Here is a 15215-nt window from a genome sequence, read left to right as displayed (position 1 = left end):
GCCGCCTACACCCCACATGCACCCGCCGACACGTCACGCGGCACGAGCACATTCCGACAAGACTCTCACCAGGCACTGTCAGTGCAGGAGTCAGAGAACGCGATCCGCGGCATACAGCGAGCGCAGCTCATCCGCGACTCGCTTCGAGGCCGGCGCCCGGCCCCGTGCCGAGCCCGCCCGAGTCCGAGTTGAACCAGCTCCGGGACCGGGAGCGGGCTCAGGCTCCGCATCCGGCCCGACCGGCTCCTCGCTCACCTGCTCCAGACCGGCATCCTCGGTGCGCGCGGACCGGGCGGGATCATCCAGTGGGCTCTCCGCGGCCTCGTCAGCAAGGCCGGGTTGCTCCTGGAGTAGCTTCTCGAACGAGGGAGTCAGCGGCTCCCCAGCGGTGGTGGGAGCCCCAGCAGTGGTGTGCGCGATCAATGCCAGCCGTGCGGCCGCCGGATTGGACCCGCAGCCGACGATGACCTCCGCACACACGTCGGACACCGTCTCAAGGTCCGGCCGGTCCTCCGGCTCATGCGCCAGCATGGACTCCAGCAGCGGCACCAGAGGTGTCGGCACCCCGGACAGGTCCGGGGCGATCTCGGGATTGGTCACCTGCGCTGCGATGGCCTCCCAGCGCGTGCCGTCATACGGGTAGTGGCCCGTCGCGGCATACAACAGCACCGTTCCGAGCGCGTACACGTCTGCAGCCGCAGACACCTGCGGCCGTCCACCGGCCTGCTCAGGCGGCATGCACCGCACCGTGCCGATGATCATCCCGCTATGCGACAGGGTCTCCTTGGAGGTGTCCATGAACGCCCCCAGCCCGAAGTCGATGATCATCGGACCATCGCCGCCCATGATCACGTTCTGCGGTTTCAGGTCCCGATGCAGCAGCTCCGCAGCATGTACAGCGGCCAGGCCCTCCGCGAGGAGCGCGCCGAGGCTGGCGACGAGAGGCAGCGGCAGGGCGCCGCCGGCGTCCACGCAGGCCAGCAGCGTGCGCCCGGTCACGTATTCCATGGCCAGCCACGGCTGGTCCGCGTACGGGTCGGCGTCCAGGAACCGGGCTACCCGGTTAGTGCCGATCACCGTCCTGGCGATCAAGGCTTCCTTCTCGAACCGGGCGCGGGTCAGCGGGTCCAGCTTGTCGTTGCGGATCACCTTAACGGCGACCGGGTCGCCGGCCGGGGTATAGGCCAGGTAGACCTCGCCCATCCCGCCTGAGCCGAGCTCCCGCGCCACCGTGTAGCGACCGATCCGCGTGGGTACCCCGCTCATCCGTACCGACTCACCTTTCCGGTGCGCCTCACCCGATCGGCGCCGTTCCGGGGGCTACTCTAATCGGCCAAAAGGCCAGGCTGGGGGCCTTTCGGCGTGATCAGGGCACGAGGGAGACGAGCCTGGCCGGATCTCGCGCCTCGCCGTGCCTGCGGCAGACCATGCGGCGGGGCGGTTTCGACGTTCTCGGGGTAGGAGCGGCCTGGCTGAGGCGGCGCAGGACGGCAGAAGTTTCTGTCGCTTCGACGTGCCCTTCCGTGACCACCGGGGACTGCCAGATAGCGGCGGTGGCTGCTCGCCAGCGTCGCGACCGTCCGAGGCCTCGCTGCGTCCTCTCCTCAGGATTGGTCGAGTGGGGCGGCGGACAGTCTCGCGGACATCCGAGGCGTGAGGCGAGGGCGCAAGTGTCCGGGAGGTTGCTGATCTCCGTCCTTCCCGCAGCCACCGAGTACGCCGAAGGCAATGGACGGTACGTATGCCCTATTTGCGTAAGCTGCCCTCCGGAAACTGGCAGGCCACGGTCAGGAATCGTGCTGGCAAGCGGTTCAGCCGAACATTCCCTTTGCGCTCGCAGGCCCGCGGCTGGGGCTTGGATGAAGAAGCGAAGGTCAGGCGAGGTGCGTCGCCGTGTCACCCGGCCAGCAAGATCAAGTTTATGCAGTGGCACGACCGCTGGTGGGAGGCCCGATTGGTCGGGCCTCAAACGCTCAGGGGCGATGCCTCGTGCATCCGCACCCACCTCACGCCGTACTGGTCGGACTGGGAAGTGCGTGCGATCTCGAGGCTGGACGTGCAGGCCTGGGTCCGGAGGCTTGTCGTGGACGGGAAGGGTCCTTCGGCCATCCGGCGGGCCTACAACCTGTTGTCCTCCATCATGCGAGCGGCGGTGGACGAAGAGCTCATCACGGTGACGCCATGCCGACGTATCGCTCTGCCGCCGCAGGCGGTGAAGCCGCCGCAGTGGTTCACGATCGCGCAGGCCCAGGCCATCCTGGACGAGCTTGACCAGCCGTGGCAGACGATGGTGCTGCTTGCCTTCTATACCGGCCTTCGGTGGGGCGAGCTTGCCGGCCTGCACGGGCACCGCATTGACTGGCGCCGCGGCCGCTTGTTCGTGGTGGAGGTCAATACAAAATCGGGGATCAAGGAGTATCCGAAGACCTCCAAGAGCTGCCGCGAGGTTCCGATTCCTGATCACGTCCTCGACGCGCTGGCCCGACACATGCACGACCGCGACCGTGAGGGCGTCGTCTTCACCACCGTCACAAAGGGACGGTCGGGCCGGCTCCTTGACGACGGCAACTGGCGGGTCCAGGCATGGTGGCCCGCGATGAGGCGGGCGCACTCCATGGACGCTGACGGTGCGCTGGTGCGCGTCCCGCAGTACCCGCCGCACTCCACCCGCCATACATGTGCGTCGTGGCTCGTCCAGAAGGGCGTCTCGCTCTACGACGTCCAGCACCTACTCGGCCACGAGAGCTATCAGACGACACAGCGGTACGCACACCTCGCCCCGGGCGCTCACCAGGCGGTCATTGGAGCCTGGGAACGACTGGACTCCCAGTTGGTCGTCCCAACGGGGGCGGTAGTGCCCGGCGCCAGCTCAGCGTGATCAGGTATGGCGCCTGTGGTGGCCTGGTTCAGAGGCGGTGATGCGTGGACACCGCCGCGTCAGCCAGCTTGGTCTCCTGCTGCCTGCCAGGCATCGATGAGCGCGCCTACGGACGGCAGTCGATTCTGCGGCTCAGGTGCGGTCGCCTGCACGATGACAGCGAGCTGGGCCGGGGTTCCGCGCCACTGCGTCTCCTCGTCGCCGGCGTCGAGGAGGAGGCGCAGTGCCCGGCCCAGGTTGAAGACCGTGGTGCGGATGTCGATGAGCGAACCCCGGACGAACTCCTCGGGCGCCATGTAGCGGCTGGAGCCGGGGAGCCGGTCCCCCTCCAGGGTGAAGGGGCCGGGGCGGTACTCGTCCAGATCGCAGAGCATCATGCGTTGCTGATCAAAGTCGTAGAGCATGCAGCCGTCGTACAAATCCACGGCTACATATCCAGCATCTTCGACAGCCAGATGGGCGTTGAGCAGCGCTTCCAGAGCGATATTGATCTGGGCGAGCGGCTGGGCCCTAAACCGTGCCATGGGGCTGCCGGGAGCGGCGCGTCCGCCGTGGCGTGACCGGGTCGGGTGGTAGAGAACCTCACCGCTCGTCCACGGATAGACGAGCACAGGGCCGATGTCCGACGTGAAGGAGTGCGCCAAGGCCACGATGCACGGATGTGAGATGGCATTGTGAACGGCCATCGCCCTGTCCAATGACGGGACGGCTTCGGGTGCCGACGCGGTCTTCACGAACCAGCGCTGTCCCGATGCCAGCAATCCGTAGGAGGTGCAGCCGGAGTCTTGATCGTCGAACCGCTGGAACACGGTGCCCAGCCGGGCCAGCAGTGGCTCGAGCGCCGGGACGTGAGTAACGTCCTCGAACGGGTGCGTCTTCATTTCCGGAAGCTGTCAGTTTGCGTGCAGGTCCGCAGTGATATCGGTGATGCGATGTCTGGCTGGCGATCGGCGCTAATGGATCTTTTGCTGCTCCAGCCACTTGAAGACCTCGGTCTTCTTGTAGAGGACCTTCGCGTTCCTGCCTCGGCCGAGCTTGTAACCCTTCAGGCCGAGCTTGGCGGCCTCCTTGTACACCCAGCTCGTGGACATATTCAGCATGGTTGCCACCTCGGACGTGTTCATGAGCACGGGCTCGACGGCGCGCCTCCCGTGAGGCCCGTCTGCTGTGGTGTTTGTTCTGCCGAGGGGCGTCTGTGGATCTATGGGCAAGGATCTCCTTCGGTTTGGCGGCCACGCCGATTCGGAATGGATCGGCCTGCAGCCCGGCGGGCGGCGGCAGGGTTAGGTGCACCCAGTGGGCGCCCTGTCGTCGTGCGGACTACAGCAATGGTCACGAGAATCCCCGGTTTGGCTAACCGGGGATCTGCCGTTACCTTGCTCCGCCGTCCGGGTCCGGTGATTGCTGTGCGATCCAAGGCCAGCGTCATCCGGGCTGGGGGTACTGCGCTTCTCGAGCTAGGGCCGCCGCCAGGTGGCCCACGGGGTGTACTGACTGGCGACCTGCTCGCGTGGCTCCCGTCACAGTGACGGTGGTCCTGGATGGCTGCCGAAGGTCGTTGCGTAGGCTGGCGTCGTCGTCGTGGCGGGGGAGCGGGTGAGGCTACTCAGCCCCTCCGAAGTCAGCTGACGGGGAGTCAGAAAAGTCAGCAATTAGTCAGCATCAGTCCTCAAAAACATGGGGAAAGCTGACCAAACTTGCGACTCGTTGTAGGGTAGGGAAACCGCACTTGACCTGCAAAAACGCAGGCAGGGAGCATAGATCCAGGAGTACCTCGATGATGCGCACCATGTTCAAGTCCAAGATCCACCGGGCCACCGTCACCCAGGCCGACCTGCACTACGTCGGGTCCGTGACCATCGACGCCGATCTGCTCGACGCCGCCGACCTGCTGCCCGGGGAGCTCGTCCACATCGTGGACATCACCAACGGCGCGCGACTCGAGACGTACGTCATCGAGGGGGAGCGGGGGTCCGGGGTCATCGGGATCAACGGGGCCGCCGCGCACCTCGTGCACCCCGGGGACCTGGTCATCCTCATCAGCTACGCGCAGGTCGAGGACGCCGAGGCGCGGGCGCTGAAGCCGCGGGTCGTGCACGTCGACGGGGACAACAGGATCATCGAGCTGGGGGCGGACCCGTCCGCTCCCGTGCCCGGTACGGACCAGGAGCGCAGCCCCCACGCGGTGGCCGTCTGAGAGGAGTCGGGGACCGTGGCGCCCGTGCCGCCGGCCGGGCTGACCCTGCTCCACACCTCCCCGGTGCACGTGCCCGTCTTCGACGCCTTGCGGGACGAGCGGCATCCGGGGGCCGTGCTGCGCCACCTCGTGGTGCCGGAGCTGCTCGACCTGGCGAGGAAGGCGGGTCCCGGAGCCGTGGCGGCGCGGATGCGCGAGGTGCTGGAGGGCATCCGCGGGTCCGTGCTCGTCACCTGTTCGACGGTGGGGGCGGTCGCCGAGTCGCTGGGGCCCCGGCTCGGCGTGCCCGTGCTGCGGGTGGACCGGCCCATGGCGGCCGAGGCCGTGCGCGTAGGGCCCCGGATCGTCGTGCTGGCCGCGCTCGCGTCGACGGTCGGGCCCACCGAGGAGCTGCTGGCCGAGGAGGCGGGCGGGCGGGCCGTGAGCGTCCGGAGCGAGGTCGTCGAAGGGGCCTGGGAGCGGTTCGAGGCCGGGGACGACCGCGGGTACCTGGAGGCGGTGGCCCGGGCCGCGGACGCGGTCGCGGGCGCCGACGTGATCGTGCTGGCCCAGGCCTCCATGGCCGGAGCCGCCCACCTCGTGCGGACGGGCCTGCCCGTGCTGTCCAGCCCGGCCCCCGGCCTGGCGGCCGCGCTGCTCGGGGAGCGTACGGGCTGAGATCGGGGGAAGGTGGGGACTATGGTGCGAAACGCAGAACAGACGCAGCCGCCGGTCCCCGAGCCGGACCCCGTCCCCTCGCCGGGCCCGCCGCTGCCGGAGCCCGGGCCGGTGCCGCGGCCGGTGCCGCCCGTCCCCTCGCCGGTCCCCGAGCCCGACCCCGTTCCCCCGCCGCCCGGCCCCGCGCCGATCCCCCAGCCGGGTCCGTTGAGCTGACGTCAACTCCGGTTGTCGAACGGCCGGTTGTGGCCCTTGTCAGGATGTCGGGGCGCCGTTAGGTTGTGCGGTTCCTGATGTCTTCCAGGGGGACTCCCATGGGTGTACGGGGCCGGCACCGCCGGTATCAGCCGAGCAGCATCAACCGGGCCTCGCTCGTCGTCACCGCGGGTGGCGCCGGTATCGCGCTCCCCCTCATCGGCGCCGGGGACGCCCAGGCCGCCTCCGTGGACGCCTGGAACAAGGTCGCCGCCTGCGAGTCGACCGACAACTGGCAGACCAACACCGGGAACGGCTACTACGGCGGGCTCCAGTTCAGCCAGAGCACCTGGCGCGCGTTCGGCGGCACCGCCTACGCCCCGCGCGCCGACCTGGCCACCAAGGACCAGCAGATCGCCGTCGCGGAGAAGGTGCTCAGGGGACAGGGTCCCGACGCCTGGCCGACCTGCGGCCCCCAGGCCGGACTCAGCCGGAGTGCCGCCGCACCGGCCGGCGACGCGAAGCCCTCCGCGAAGCCGTCCACGAAGGCTTCGACACCGTCCGCGAAGCCCTCCGCGAAGCCGCAGACGCAGGCCCCCATGGACCGGATCCAGCCCACCAAGGCCACCACCGGCACCCCCGTCAGCATGCCCAGCCCGACCGGGACCACCGTCCTGCCGAACCCGTACGTCGTGGCGCCCGGGGACTCGCTGTCCTCGATCGCCGGTCGGCAGCACGTCGAAGGCGGCTGGCAGGCCCTGTACGAGACCAACCGGGAGACCGTCGGCGGCAACCCGAACCTGATCTTCCCCGGGCAGCGGCTCACCCTCCGGGTCACCGTCGCGCCCCCCGCGCAGAACCCGGAGAAGCCGCCGCGCACCGCCGAGCCGGTCAAGCCCGTCGAGCCGAACAAGCAGCAGCAGGACGAGGTCAAGCCCAAGCCCGAGCAGTCCAAGCCCAAGCCCGAGCAGTCCAAGCCCGCGCCCGAGCAGTCCAAGCCCGCGCCCGCGCCGTCGAAGCCCGCCGAGAAGCCCAAGCCCGAGCAGGCCGCCAAGCCCGCCAAGCCCGCAGAGAAGCCCGGCTCAGCGGAGCAGAAGCCCGCCCCGGGCGGGTTCAGTGCCCCCGTCGACGCCGGACTCGGCACCGCCTACCACGTCGCCGGCTCCTCCTGGTCGAGCGGGTACCACACGGGCGTCGACTTCCCGGTGGCGACCGGCACCAGCATCAAGGCCGTCGGGCCCGGCACCGTCGAGTCGGCCGGCTGGGCCGGGGCCTACGGGTACCAGGTCGTCATCAAGCACGCCGACGGCCGCTACTCCCAGTACGCCCACCTCTCGGCGCTCGGGGTCAAGGCCGGCCAGCAGGTCTCCGGAGGCCAGCGCATCGGCCGCTCCGGCTCGACCGGCAACACCTCCGGGCCCCACCTGCACTTCGAGATGCGCACCGGCCCCGGATACGGCTCCGACATCGACCCGCTGAAGTACCTCCGCGGCAAGGGCGTCGACATCTGACCCCCGCACGTGCGGCGGCACGGCCGTGAGCAGGACCAGGCCGGCCGCCGCCACGGCGCCGCTCGCCAGCGCCGCCGCGGCCCCGGCGGTCCCGTACCGGAAGCCCTCGTCGAACAGGGAGACGCCCACGGCGGCCGCCACCACCGGGTTCACCACCGTCACCGTGGCCAGCGGCGCCGTCAGCCCCGCTCCCCGGTAGGCGGCCTGGGACAGCAGCAGGCCGCCCGCCGCCAGCACGGCGATCGCCGCCAGGTCCGGCCACAGCCCGCCCGGTCCGCCCGGCGCGGGCCGGGTGACGGTCTCGGCCACCGACTTGGTGAACACCGAGGCCATTCCGAAGGCCGTACCGGCGGCCGCCGCGAGCAGCACGCTGCGCAGCACCGGCCGCCGCATCCGCCCCGCCGCCAGCACCAGCACCGCCGCCCCCACCGCCGTCGCGGTCAGCAGCAGGCTCCGCTCGCCGCCCGCCAGCGCCTGGCGCCCCCGGCCCTCGCCGCCGGTCAGGGCCAGCAGGCCGGCCAGGCCGACGGTCGCCAGCACCGCCCCCCGCCAGGCCGCCGCGCCCGCCCGGCGCCTCACGCACACGGCCGCCATCGGGAGCGCGAAGACGATGGTCAGCGCCCCGAGCGGCTGGACCAGGCTCAGCGGCCCGTACGCCAGCGCCACCACGTGCAGCAGTGCGCCCAGGCCGTTCAGCGCGACCGCCGCCCACCAGCCCGGGCGGTGCAGCGGGGCCAGGGCGCGGCGGTCCGGGGAGCTCACCGCGACGTGTTCCTGGACGATCGCGCCGCCCGCGTAAGCGACGGCCGACACCAGGCAGAGCAGAACCGACAGGGCCAGGGCACTCATGGATCCACCATGCCCCACCCCGGCCCCCGGTACATCCGTCCGCGGACCCCTTGATCGCGGGCCGAGTCATCCTCCTGGCATACACCAGAGGGAGTACGCGCAAGCCGCACCCCCGGGGACGAACGCCCTTGATCCCCTCCATACCGTGACAGGCCGCTCGCGGTCGGTGAGGGTCCCGCGAACGGGTTTGGTCCCGGGCGTGTCGGCTCCGTACAGTTTCCGTTTTGGGGACTTCCGCAGCAGGCGGACGCGGACGAGCGAGCAAGGAACGGCAGCGGCCATGACGGTGACCGATACCGAAGACAACCAGGCATACGGGCCGGGCATCGACCCCGAGCGCCTCGCCGTCTGCCTCAGCGTGCTCGACGAGCTCGACACGATCGACGTCGACCACCCGGACGCCATCACCGTACGCCGCGCCACCGCCGGCATCTACCGGACGGTCAAGCAGCGCCGCCGCCAGGAGCGCCGCGCCGCCAAGACCGCCAACGACAAGGCCGTCACCGAGGCGACCGCCACCGGCTCCGCCCAGCGCATCGACGACGAGACCGAGGGCATCCTGCCCTCCTCCGTCACCGAGGCCGGACGGATCGCCGGGATACTCCAGCGCCCGCGCTCCTGCTACGTCTGCAAGACGCGGTACGTCGAGGTCGACTACTTCTACCACCAGCTCTGCCCTGACTGCGCCGCCCAGAACCGCGCCAAGCGCGAGGCCCGCGCCGACCTCTCCGGCAAGCGCGCCCTGCTCACCGGCGGCCGCGCCAAGATCGGCATGTACATCGCGCTGCGCCTGCTGCGCGACGGCGCCCACACGACGATCACCACCCGTTTCCCCAAGGACGCCATCCGCCGCTTCAAGGCGATGGAGGACTCGGCGGACTGGATGCACCGCCTGGAGGTCGTCGGCATCGACCTGCGCGACCCGGCCCAGTCCGTGGCGCTCGCCGAGCAGGTCGCGGCGGCCGGCCCGCTGGACATCCTGATCAACAACGCGACGCAGACCGTGCGCCGCCTGCCCACGGCCTACGCCGCGCTGGTCGAGGGCGAGAGCGCCCCGCTGCCGGCCGGAGAGCTCCCCGCCCACCACGTCATCGGCGCCTTCAACTCCGGCGCGGTCGACGGCCTCGCGGCACTGCCCCTCGGGGTGAGCGGCCTGGAGGCGCAGAAGGTCGCCGACCTCGCCCTCGTGGCGGGCAACGCCAGCCTGGAGCGGCACCTCGCCGGGACCGCCATCGACGCGGGCGGCCTGCTGCCGGACGTCGTCGAGAGCAACACCTGGGTGCAGACCATCGACCAGATCTCCCCGGTGGAGCTGCTCGAGACCCAGCTGTGCAACTACACCTCCCCGTTCATCCTGATCAGCGCGCTGCGCCCGTCGATGGCCGAGGCCGCCCGCAAGGCGTCCAGCGGTCGTGCGTACGTGGTCAACGTCTCGGCGATGGAGGGCGTGTTCAGCCGCGGCTACAAGGGCGCGGGGCACCCGAACACCAACGCCGCCAAGGCCGCGATGAACATGGTGACGCGGACCAGCGGCCAGGAGATGTTCGAGGCCGACCGCATCCTGATGACCTCGGTCGACACCGGATGGATCACCGACGAGCGTCCGCACTTCGACAAGCTGCGGCTGGCCGAGGAGGGCTTCCACGCGCCCCTCGACCTGGTCGACGGCGCGGCCCGGGTCTACGACCCCGTCGTCCGCGGCGAGGCCGGCGAGGACCTCTACGGGATCTTCCTCAAGGACTACTCGCCCGCCAACTGGTAGCGGCGCCCGCGGGGCGGCCCCGTCCCCCTCGTCCGAGCGGGACGGGGCCGGCCCGTCATCCTTTCGGGTCAACCCCGGCGTCAGAGTCGGTAGGCCCCCGCCGCGACGAGTTCGAGCACCGGACGCCAGTCCTCCACGACCCCGGCGTCCAGCCCGGCGCCCCGCCCCGCCTGGGCGGCCTGGTGCAGGGCCTCCTCGTCCGTACCGGCGCCGGCCGCGCGTCCCTCCAGCAGCCCGGCCACGCGCGGGCCCAGCAGGCCGCGTACCGCCTCGGCCGCCCCCGTCCCCGGGGCGTGCGCCGGCCCTTCCAGGCCCCGGACCAGCCCGGCCACCTGGAGCTCCTTGTCGTAGGGGTGCGAGCGGCGCAGCAGGGCCGCGGTCCGCAGCCCCAGGTCCCGGTCGGGCGTGTCGGGGCCGCCGTGACGGGCGTGCAGCAGCTCCATCAGCTCGTCGACACTGCCGATCGCGGGCACCCCTGACCAGGCCATCGCCGTTCCCTCCGTCGTCCGCGCACGCACGCCGCCGCCACCGTCGAGCAGATCAGCGCCGGCGGACACGCCGGAGTACGACTTCCTGAACTCGCGGCGAAAACAAGCGGTCCAGCGTGGATTTTACCGTTCCATCGAGCGGACCCCCGCTCATATGTGTACCCTGAAGCGCAAGGAACCCCACCCGGGCTCCGCTCCACCAAGGCGCCACCGCGTCCGGAAGACCTTTTAATTTCCCTATCCGGCAAGCGGTCGAGCCTGCCGGGTTACGCGACACAAGGGAGTGCGCGGTGACTGAGACGACCAAGCCCAACCCGACCATGGAGCTGACGGGTCGGGCGAACACCCGGTCCGACGAACTCGGCAGCCTCGAGGTCTGGGCCCGATCCGCCCCCATCAGGCTGGCCGGCTACGAGGACGACCTCGCGGAGCCGCACATCCTGCCCGGCATCGACTAGGGTCCGCAGCCGTCGGGGCCGGACCCGCCAGAGCCACCGGCCCCCGGCGCGCCCCGCGCTCCACGCCCCCGCACCCCACGGTGACGGGGGCGCGGCACGACCGGCCGGACCCCGCCCCGGGTTCCCGCTCGCCCTACGCCCTGAGCGTCATCGCTGCCGGCGATCACGGCTTCCGCCGCCCCGCCCGCCCGGGCAGGCTGAACGGCATGAAGAAGCTGCTGATGCTGGGCGGGACCGAATTCGTCGGCCGCGCGATCACCGAGGACGCCCTGGAGCGGGGCTGGGAGGTCACCGTCTTCCACCGGGGCCGCCACGACCCGCCGCCCGGCGTCCGCGCCGTGTACGGCGACCGCACCGCGCCCGGGGGCCTGGCCGCGCTCGCCGAAGGCGCCTGGGACCTCGTCGCCGACACCTGGAGCGGCGCCCCCACCGCCGTGCGCGACGCCGCCCGCCTGCTCGCCGGCCGTGCCGGCTGCTACGCGTACGTCTCCAGCCGCTCCGTGTACGCCTACCCGGCCCCCGCCGGCCAGGCCGAGGACGGCCCGCTGGTCGAGGGCTCGCCCGACGCCGACGCCACCGCCTACGCCGAGGACAAGCGCGGCGGCGAGCTGGCGGCGCTCGACGCCTTCGGCGACCGCGCCCTGCTGGTGCGCGCCGGCCTGATCCTCGGCCCGTACGAGAACGTCGGCCGGCTGCCGTGGTGGCTGAACCGGACCGCGCGCGGCGGGCCCACCCTGGCCCCCGGCCCGCGCGACCTGCCGATGCAGTACATCGACGTGCGCGACCTCGCGCGCTGGACCCTGGACGCCGCGGAGGCCGGGCTCGGCGGCCCGTACGACGTGGTCTCCCCGGCGGGGCACGCCACCACCGGCTCCTTCCTCGAAGCCTGCGCGGCCGTCACCGGGGGCGTCGCCGACCTCCGCTGGACCGACCCGCGGCGCATCGCGGAGGCGGGCGTCGAGCCCTGGACCGAGCTGCCGTGCTGGCTGCCGCCGGGCGAACTGCACGACCACATGTTCCGCGGCGACGTCTCCAAGGCCCTCGCCGCCGGCCTGGAGTGCCGCCCGGTCGAGGAGACCGTCGCCGACACCTGGGCCTGGCTGCGTTCCCTGGGAGGCGAGGCCCCGCAGCGCCCGGACCGGCCGCAGAAGGGCCTCGGCCCCGAGCGGGAGGCGGAGCTACTCGGGCTCGGGCCCGGCCGATGAGGCCCGCGCGAGGCGGGTCGGCGGCATGAACTCCCGCACCGGCCTGCGGTGCCACCAGGCGCCCGTCTCGCGCAGCTCCCGCCAGGTGGTGAACCGGTATCGGTACAGCCTGGCCCGCACGTAACGCGGCGGGGCGTCCGGGAACGGGTTGTGGCGCAGCAGCCGCAGCGTGTCCCGGTCGCCCGCCAGCAGGCGCTCGACGAACGGCCCGAACCAGTCCCGGGCGTAGCCGGGGGAGAGCGCCGCGAACCACATGAGCCAGTCCAGCCGCAGGTGGTAGGGGGCGAACTGGCGGGGGATCCGCCGCAGATCACCCGGCTTGCCCTTGAACCCGTACTCCCGCCAGTCGCCGTCCTCCCTGGGGGTGAGGTCCGAGGTGCCCTCGACGACGACCTCGTCGCGGATCCGGCCCACCGTGCCGAAGGCCCCGTAGGTGTTGACCAGGTGCAGGGAGTCGAAGGAGCGGTTCATCACCTGGCGCCGCGAGACCATGTTGAGCACCGGATGCCGGCTCAGCACCAGCACCAGCGCGGTCAGCGCGCACACCAGGACCACGTACCAGACAGGCGCCCCGCGCGAGGCCTCGGCGGGCGGCGGCCCGGCGAGCCCGGTGAAGTCGACGGCCGACAGGGCCAGCGTGATCGTCAGCCAGTTCAGCCAGGCGAAGTTCCCCGACAGCACCAGCCACAGCTGGGTGGCCACCATGATCCAGGCCGCGTACGAGGCCACCGGCTGCGGGGTGAACAGCAGCACCGGCACGGCCAGTTGCGTGACGTGGTTCGCGGCGCACTCCACCCGGTGCAGCGGCTTCGGCAGGTGGTGGAAGAACCAGCTCAGCGGCCCCGGCATCGGCTGGGTCTCGTGGTGGTAGTAGAGGCAGGTCAGCCGCCTCCAGCAGGCGTCCCCGCGCATCTTGATCAGCCCGGCGCCGAACTCCACCCGGAACAGCACCCACCGCAGCAGCCACAGCACCAGCACCGGCGGCCCGGTCCGCGCGTTGCCCAGGATGACGGCGAGGAACCCCACCTCCAGCAGCAGCGACTCCCAGCCGAACGAGTACCAGGTCTGGCCGACGTTGACGATGGACAGGTAGAGCAGCCACAGCACCGCCCACATCCCCATGGCCGCGCCCAGCGGCACCAGGTCCCCCGCCCCGGCGACGAGCGCCGCCGCCAGGGCCGCGCCGGTCCAGGCGCAGCCGGCGAAGAGCCCGTCGGAGTACCGCAGTTGGAACAGGCTCGGGGCGTCCCGGAAGCGTACGTACCGGACGTGGCGCGGGACGGGCAGCATGCCGTGCGCGCCGATCAGGGCCCGGAACTGGAGGGCGGCCCCGAGGAAGGCGAAGAGGTAGACGCCGGCGAGGGCCCGCTGGAAGACCAGCCGGCCCAGCCAGTACCCGGGCGCGGTGAACCAGTCCATCGACTCCAGTATCAGACTGCGGAGGCCAGCGCGCGCAGGCGGCGGCCGAGCCGGCGGACGAAGGCCCGCTGGAGGACCGGCAGCAGCGGCCCCGCGAGGCGCGCGTACCAGGCGGCGGGGCGGCTGAAGGCCGTCACCTCGAACCACACGGTGCCGTCGGCGGCCAGTTCCACGAGGAAGGACTCCTCCCCGCACGCCGGGTGCCCGGTGAGGGTGCCGTAGGCGAATCCGGCCAGGTCGGGCGTGTCCGTGGTGCGGACCACCTCGCACGGGACGCTGATGCGCAGGGGGCCGGGGCCGAGGCCGATCTCCACCCGCGCCCCCGGGACGGCCGGCCCGTCCGCCCGGACGCTCGCCCCGGCGGCACGGTGCATCCGGAAGCAGCGGACCGCGGCGCCGGCGGCCTCGAACACCTCCCGGCCGTGTCCGAGGCGCGTGCGGTGGTGCAGGTGGCGGTAGCCGTCGGGCAGCGGCCGCCGGAGGCTGGCGCCGTGTTCGGGGTAGCTGAGGACGCGTCGGCCGGTGCTGATGAGGCGGCTCACGGGGGTCTCCGTTCGGGTGGCTGCGGTCGGAGGCGGGGATCAGGAGAGGGCGGTGGCCGGCCGGGGGTCCGGGGCCGGGCCGGCGCTGAGCCGCCGCCACGCCAGCAGCGAGCACAGGCCGAAGCCGAGCGCGTTGCCGAGGCCGTGGGTGGCGGCCATCCAGGTCAGGGTCGGGTGGGTGATCCCGGTGGCCTCCCCGGCCGCCCACCACAGGGCGAGCAGCATGGTGGCCACCAGGACGACCGCCGACGCCGCCAGCATCGCGCCGGTCGGCCGGTCGCGGGCAGTTGGCCGCAGTTCACGGTAGGTGACCAGCGCCACCGTCCACATGCCCCCGGTCAGCACGACCGCGCCCAGCAGCTCGGCCCAGTCGTCCACGAAGTACCCGGCCAGCACGAGCAGGGTCCCCGCCGGCACGCTGTACGCCGCCCAGCGCGCCCGGTGGCCCGTGGCGGCCGAACGGCACACGAGGCCGGCGACGAGGGCTGCCGTGAAACCGGCGAAGTGGAAGTGCGGGACGGTCAGGGCCAGGACGTCGAGGTCGAAGCCGAAGAGCCGGTGCCCGGCCCGCTCGGCGACCAGTGCGGTCCCGGCGACCGAGGGCGAGGCCAGGGCGGTCAGCACCGCCACCTCGGACGGGTCGGGGAGGCGGCTGCCCCCGGACCGGGCGGGACGGCGGCGCAGCCTGGCCCACGCCGCGCCCAGCAGGGCCAGGGCGGCGGCCGCGTACACGGCGGCGAGCGCGGTGGCGGCGCTTCCGCGCGGCAACCACGGGGACAGCGCCCCCGGGGCTGCCGCCCACGGCCACAGCCGGGCCGCCGTGCCCAGCCCGGCCGGGTCGATCAGGCGCAGGCCGACGGGGACGGCGTAGAGCATCCCGAGGGCGATGATCAGGTTCACGAGCACGGTCACGCGCCACTCCTTTGAACGTGTTCAAGTATGCGGCACCCGCCACTCTAGGCCCTTTCTTGAACGTGTTCAATGCGTGCGCGGTGCGCATCTGCCGGAACTCCGGTTGCGGCCCCCGGAAGGATGCGGCAGACAAGAGGGAGCA

The 15215-nt window shown here is 71.9% G+C and carries 14 protein-coding genes and 1 pseudogene; 7 read left to right on the top strand and 8 right to left on the bottom strand.

Annotation, left to right across the window (positions count from 1 at the left end):
• Positions 1–90: 90 nt before the first annotated feature.
• On the bottom strand, positions 91–1266 hold the full coding sequence (locus AB0469_RS00800; protein ID WP_366449114.1) for a serine/threonine-protein kinase: 1176 nt from the start codon (positions 1264–1266) through the stop codon (positions 91–93).
• Positions 1267–1741: 475 nt separating this feature from the next.
• Here AB0469_RS00800 and AB0469_RS00795 point away from each other — a divergent pair, with 475 nt between their 5' ends.
• The gene (locus AB0469_RS00795; protein ID WP_366449113.1) at positions 1742–2878 is read left to right on the top strand and encodes a site-specific integrase; all 1137 of its coding nucleotides are present in this window, start codon (positions 1742–1744) and stop codon (positions 2876–2878) included.
• Between the two features lie 59 nt (positions 2879–2937).
• On the opposite strand, the gene AB0469_RS00790 is transcribed toward AB0469_RS00795, so the two are convergent.
• Positions 2938–3759, bottom strand: coding sequence for a serine/threonine-protein kinase (locus tag AB0469_RS00790; protein WP_366449112.1), 822 nt, complete (start codon positions 3757–3759; stop codon positions 2938–2940).
• Between the two features lie 72 nt (positions 3760–3831).
• Positions 3832–4002: a helix-turn-helix domain-containing protein gene (locus AB0469_RS00785; RefSeq protein ID WP_078909523.1), complete on the bottom strand. Its 171-nt coding sequence runs from the start codon at positions 4000–4002 to the stop codon at positions 3832–3834.
• 653 nt (positions 4003–4655) lie between these two features.
• Between AB0469_RS00785 and panD the strand changes: the two genes are divergently transcribed.
• The 3 genes from panD to AB0469_RS00770 all read left to right on the top strand — a co-directional run bounded on the left by panD (position 4656) and on the right by AB0469_RS00770 (position 7438).
• Positions 4656–5075, top strand: a complete 420-nt coding sequence (panD, locus tag AB0469_RS00780; protein ID WP_363176125.1) for an aspartate 1-decarboxylase — start codon at positions 4656–4658, stop codon at positions 5073–5075.
• A gap of 15 nt (positions 5076–5090) precedes the next feature.
• Entirely contained in the window at positions 5091–5732 is a 642-nt protein-coding gene (locus AB0469_RS00775) for an aspartate/glutamate racemase family protein (RefSeq protein WP_366449111.1), read from the top strand.
• A 314-nt stretch (positions 5733–6046) separates the two neighbouring features.
• The gene (locus AB0469_RS00770; RefSeq protein WP_366449110.1) at positions 6047–7438 is read left to right on the top strand and encodes a transglycosylase family protein; all 1392 of its coding nucleotides are present in this window, start codon (positions 6047–6049) and stop codon (positions 7436–7438) included.
• Between the two features lie 24 nt (positions 7439–7462).
• On the opposite strand, the pseudogene AB0469_RS00765 reads toward AB0469_RS00770, so the two are convergent.
• Positions 7463–8287, bottom strand: a pseudogene (locus tag AB0469_RS00765) (DMT family transporter); the annotation flags it as partial.
• Between the two features lie 280 nt (positions 8288–8567).
• Between AB0469_RS00765 and AB0469_RS00760 the strand changes: the two are divergent.
• Complete coding sequence (locus tag AB0469_RS00760; protein ID WP_366449109.1) at positions 8568–10049, top strand: SDR family NAD(P)-dependent oxidoreductase; 1482 nt, start codon at positions 8568–8570, stop codon at positions 10047–10049.
• 80 nt (positions 10050–10129) lie between these two features.
• Here the strand turns inward: AB0469_RS00760 and AB0469_RS00755 are convergent, their stop codons facing one another.
• Entirely contained in the window at positions 10130–10537 is a 408-nt protein-coding gene (locus tag AB0469_RS00755) for a hypothetical protein (RefSeq protein ID WP_366449108.1), read from the bottom strand.
• Positions 10538–10827: 290 nt separating this feature from the next.
• Between AB0469_RS00755 and AB0469_RS00750 the strand changes: the two genes are divergently transcribed.
• The gene (locus AB0469_RS00750) at positions 10828–10995 is read left to right on the top strand and encodes a hypothetical protein (RefSeq protein ID WP_366449298.1); all 168 of its coding nucleotides are present in this window, start codon (positions 10828–10830) and stop codon (positions 10993–10995) included.
• Between the two features lie 206 nt (positions 10996–11201).
• Positions 11202–12200 carry an NAD-dependent epimerase/dehydratase family protein gene (locus AB0469_RS00745; RefSeq protein WP_366449107.1) on the top strand — a complete coding sequence of 333 codons (999 nt, stop codon included), beginning with the start codon at positions 11202–11204 and terminating at the stop codon, positions 12198–12200.
• Here AB0469_RS00745 and AB0469_RS00740 read toward each other — a convergent pair.
• From AB0469_RS00740 to AB0469_RS00730, 3 genes are read right to left on the bottom strand one after another with little or no spacing between them, the layout of a single operon-like run.
• The gene (locus AB0469_RS00740) at positions 12174–13619 is read right to left on the bottom strand and encodes a lipase maturation factor family protein (RefSeq protein ID WP_366449106.1); all 1446 of its coding nucleotides are present in this window, start codon (positions 13617–13619) and stop codon (positions 12174–12176) included. The genes AB0469_RS00745 and AB0469_RS00740 overlap by 27 nt on opposite strands.
• A gap of 11 nt (positions 13620–13630) precedes the next feature.
• Positions 13631–14161 (bottom strand): DUF1990 domain-containing protein, encoded by a 531-nt coding sequence (locus tag AB0469_RS00735; protein WP_366449105.1) that lies wholly within the window; start codon positions 14159–14161, stop codon positions 13631–13633.
• Between the two features lie 39 nt (positions 14162–14200).
• Complete coding sequence (locus AB0469_RS00730; protein ID WP_366449104.1) at positions 14201–15073, bottom strand: YndJ family protein; 873 nt, start codon at positions 15071–15073, stop codon at positions 14201–14203.
• Positions 15074–15215: the final 142 nt, after the last annotated feature.

The sequence above is a fragment of the Streptomyces sp. NPDC093801 genome (assembly GCF_040701585.1).
GTDB lineage: Bacteria > Actinomycetota > Actinomycetes > Streptomycetales > Streptomycetaceae > Streptomyces.
The sequence above is the reverse complement of the archived record's forward strand: the minus strand, read 5'-3'. Positions and strand labels throughout refer to the sequence as shown.

Coding starts and splice junctions, on each gene's coding strand:
- AB0469_RS00785 (WP_078909523.1), bottom strand. CDS start 4,002: ATGAACACGTCCGAGGTGGCAACCATGCTGAATATGTCCACGAGCTGG.
- AB0469_RS00755 (WP_366449108.1), bottom strand. CDS start 10,537: ATGGCCTGGTCAGGGGTGCCCGCGATCGGCAGTGTCGACGAGCTGATG.
- AB0469_RS00800 (WP_366449114.1), bottom strand. CDS start 1,266: ATGAGCGGGGTACCCACGCGGATCGGTCGCTACACGGTGGCGCGGGAG.
- AB0469_RS00740 (WP_366449106.1), bottom strand. CDS start 13,619: ATGGACTGGTTCACCGCGCCCGGGTACTGGCTGGGCCGGCTGGTCTTC.
- AB0469_RS00760 (WP_366449109.1), top strand. CDS start 8,568: ATGACGGTGACCGATACCGAAGACAACCAGGCATACGGGCCGGGCATC.
- AB0469_RS00745 (WP_366449107.1), top strand. CDS start 11,202: ATGAAGAAGCTGCTGATGCTGGGCGGGACCGAATTCGTCGGCCGCGCG.
- panD (WP_363176125.1), top strand. CDS start 4,656: ATGATGCGCACCATGTTCAAGTCCAAGATCCACCGGGCCACCGTCACC.
- AB0469_RS00770 (WP_366449110.1), top strand. CDS start 6,047: ATGGGTGTACGGGGCCGGCACCGCCGGTATCAGCCGAGCAGCATCAAC.
- AB0469_RS00790 (WP_366449112.1), bottom strand. CDS start 3,759: ATGAAGACGCACCCGTTCGAGGACGTTACTCACGTCCCGGCGCTCGAG.
- AB0469_RS00795 (WP_366449113.1), top strand. CDS start 1,742: ATGCCCTATTTGCGTAAGCTGCCCTCCGGAAACTGGCAGGCCACGGTC.